Raw genomic sequence first — 3,651 nt, 5'->3', positions numbered from 1 at the left:
ATTCATCTTCAAACCGAAGTTCGCCAGAATTCATGATTTTGTCATCGTCAACGGCGATGGAATTTTCCAAAGAAGACCCAAGCGCGTAGCCTGCCTGACGTAGGATTTTCGCATCACGCAAAAAGCCAAAAGTGCGCGCAGCAGAAACATCGCTCGCGTATTTTGCAGGCGTCCAATCAAAAATCATCCGTTGACGTCCAATGACGTCATTTTCAAAATCAATCTCAACATCAAACGCGCGCCCATTATAGGGCTCAAGCGCTGCAAAGGCATCGTTTGAGCGCACAAGAATGGAACGTTTGATTTTGATAAATTTCTTTTCGGCTGGCTGAACAACTAAACCAGTTTCAATTATTGCCTGCACATAATGGGCAGCACTGCCGTCCAAAACAGGACACTCTGGACCATCAACAACAAGCAAAGCATTATCGATTCCAAGACCAGAAAGGGCAGAAACCACGTGTTCAATCATCGAGATTGTACCAGCGTCGCCAAGATCCACAGCCGTACAAAGATAGGTACGCGCAACACGATCATGCACAAGAGGGAACGCCTCCGAAAGACGCCCATCTTCAAATTTGCGGCAAATAGAATAACCACTATCTACGGCAGCGGGCTGGATAATCAGGCTAGACGGCAACCCATTATGTACGCCAATCCCCGTAAAACTCAGTGCTTCAGCAATAGTGCACTGTTTGGTGGCAAGTCTCTTCATACTTATAACCCCAGCATCTCACGCCCCGAGCGCGCTGCCTCTTTTTTCGTACTAGTAAACAAAAAACACCCGACGCGAAAGCCGCGCCGGGTGCTTTTTTATAAAAATCCCGATTTTTTTAACCGTGACGTTTCAAGAAACTTGGAATTTCAAGTTGTTCTTTTTTTGGTGCATCCGCAGGTACAGTGCGACCAGAACGATCCAAATTGCCTTTTGCACCGGGTGTTTCAACCCGACGGCTTGGCGCACTTGCTTCCACTGCGCTGCGGGCAGCTGCGTCATCCGCAGACACTGGCGCAACATCTTCGCCTTTTGTTTGCAAACCAACATTGCTGGCCAAGCGACGGAACAACGCACGGGCGTTCCTAGGCTCTGCTTCAGGCGACTGTGCTTGCGCAACCGCTTCACGCGCAGGCGTTGGCAATTCGTCAGCACGAGGCATACGGCGTGGACCTGTTGGGCGCTGTGCAGATTGAGGCACATATGTCTTTACGGGTTCAACATCGTTCACACGAGGCCGATCTTCAAGTTCAGCCTGCACAGGCTCTGCAACCGGAATGTAAGGCTCAACTGTAACGTCGCTCTCTTTGGTGAGATGGGCATGCCCTTCTTCAAGCGCTTTATTGACAGCTTGCTGCATTGCTGCATCCAACTCATCAACAGGGCTTGGCGCAGGAGCTTCCATTTTAGGTGTTTCAGCAACAGGCTCAGAGGCCTTTACTTCGCGCTTGATGTGAATGGCACGATCAGCGTTTGGCTTCACAGGATCCATTGCCTGCACCATAGCGGCATCCGTACCTGTAGCAACAACAGACACCCGGATTTTACCATCCAAGCTATCATCGAACGTTGCACCAAGAATGATGTTCGCATCAGAATCGACTTCTTCGCGAATACGGCTTGCCGCTTCATCAACTTCATAAAGGGTCAAATCGCTACCGCCGGTGATCGAAATCAACAAGCCGCGCGCACCTTGCATGGACACATCATCCAACAATGGATTGGCAATTGCTGCTTCAGCAGCGTGACGTGCACGATCTTCGCCCTCAGCTTCACCAGTACCCATCATGGCTTTGCCCATACCGCGCATAACGGCACGAACATCAGCAAAATCAAGGTTGATAAGGCCTTCTTTGACCATCAAATCGGTGATGCAAGCAACACCGGAAAAGAGCACCTCGTCTGCCATAGTAAACGCATCAGCGAATGTCGTTTTATCGTTGGCGACGCGGAAAAGATTTTGGTTTGGAATCACGATGAGCGTGTCGACGTGGCGATGCAATTCATCAATACCATCGTCGGCAAGGCGCATACGGCGCGCGCCTTCAAACTGGAACGGCTTGGTTACAACACCAACCGTCAGAATGCCTTGCTCGCGAGCTGCGCGGGCCACAACAGGCGCTGCGCCCGTTCCCGTGCCACCGCCCATACCAGCGGTAATAAACGCCATGTGCGATCCGCTAAGATGGTCGTTGATCTCGTCAATTGTTTCTTCGGCAGCTGCTCGCCCTACTTCTGGGTGCGAACCTGCGCCTAGACCCTCGGTAACCCCTACACCAAGCTGCACAACGCGTTGTGCTTTGGAGAGTGCCAGTGCTTGCGCATCTGTGTTGGCTACAACAAATTCCACACCTTCAAGGCCGGAATCGATCATATTGTTGACGGCGTTTCCGCCGGCCCCACCAACACCAAATACGGTAATGCGTGGCTTGAGTTCGTGAATATCTGGAATTTGAAGTTTGATGCTCATTTCTGGCCCCATTGTGCTCCTGAACTCCAGAATTACGCTTAGATCGTTAAGTCATCCCTAACATTTGGACCATTTTCATAAAGTTTAATGCAAATTGCGTTACATTTTCGCCTTATTAAACAAAGTGTTTAGCTTAACGATACCTTAAAAACTGGTGCGGAGCCAATTTCCGATCCGCGCAAAATAGCCATCTGTGCCGGTGAGTTTGCGTTGCGCTACGGGCTCTACATACTCCAATTCACACACTTGCGGGTAAATCAACATGCCCACAACGGTCGAAAATGCAGGCCCTTTGGCAACAGCGGGAAGATTGCCAACACCAAGTGGCCTCCCCTGGCGCACATTACGCGCCAAGATGCGTCGCGCCAGTTCGGACAAGCCAGCCAATTCACTGGCGCCGCCCGTTAAAACAAACCTGCGGCCACAAACATCCATCATGCCAGTTGCCACCATGCGATCACGCAGAACAGTAAGAATTTCTTCAACCCGCGGACGCACGATCCGAGTTAAGGTTGCGCGTGGAATTTGAGTTGGTGCTTCATTTTCTTCGGACCCAACCGGCTGAATGGGCACCAAATCGCGCTCATCACTCTGCCCCGGCAGAACGCTCGTATAAAGCGTTTTAAGCCGCTCAGCATCTTCAATACTCACAGAGAGTTGTCGCGCGATATCAAGGGTTATATTGTGCCCGCCAACCGCAATGGCATCTGCATAAACTAGGTATCCATCTTTAAAGACACTCAAGGTGGTCGTAGATCCACCAAAATCAATTGCAGCAACCCCAAGCGAAGCTTCATCATCCACAAGTGCTGAAAGCCCACTTGCGTAGGGTGTTGCCATAAATGCTTGCACCTGCAAATGGCAGCGGTTTAACACCAACTCGACATTGCGCATTGCAAGTGTTTCCGCGGTGACAACCGACACATCAACGCCAAGGGTTTGCCCCACCATGCCCCGCGGATCACGGATACCCGCATGCCCATCCAACGAATAGCCAATCGGTAAGGCGTGCAAAACAGCGCGGTCATCGCGCACCGAACGATCATTGACGGTGCGCAGCACCTTTTCTAGATCACGATCTTCAACTTCATGCCCGTCCAACGACACACTGGCTGAAAATGTTTCCGAGCCCAATCGGCCCGCAGAGATATTCACAACAACCGACTGAACCGTAACCCCTGCATTG

Annotated in this window: 3 protein-coding genes; all 3 read right to left on the bottom strand. The window is 51.1% G+C overall.

Annotated elements, in window-relative coordinates:
• Positions 1-715 (bottom strand): UDP-3-O-acyl-N-acetylglucosamine deacetylase (lpxC, locus tag Q0231_RS14440; RefSeq protein WP_299348502.1); only part of this gene is annotated, 715 nt, incomplete at its 3' end.
• A 118-nt stretch (positions 716-833) separates the two neighbouring features.
• Complete coding sequence (gene ftsZ / locus Q0231_RS14435; protein WP_299348499.1) at positions 834-2,465, bottom strand: cell division protein FtsZ; 1,632 nt, start codon at positions 2,463-2,465, stop codon at positions 834-836.
• A gap of 144 nt (positions 2,466-2,609) precedes the next feature.
• Positions 2,610-3,651 (bottom strand): cell division protein FtsA (ftsA, locus tag Q0231_RS14430; protein WP_299348496.1); only part of this gene is annotated, 1,042 nt, incomplete at its 5' end.

Origin of the sequence: uncultured Maritalea sp. (genome assembly GCF_937139385.1) — a bacterium.
In the GTDB taxonomy this organism is placed as follows: Bacteria; Pseudomonadota; Alphaproteobacteria; order Rhizobiales; family Devosiaceae; genus Maritalea; species Maritalea porphyrae_A.
Note: the sequence above shows the minus strand (reverse complement) of the source record. Positions and strands in the feature narration are given on the sequence as shown.

Excerpts from the sequence above, each read along its gene's own strand:
- ftsZ (WP_299348499.1), bottom strand. The coding sequence starts at position 2,465 with ATGAGCATCAAACTTCAAATTCCAGATATTCACGAACTCAAGCCACGC.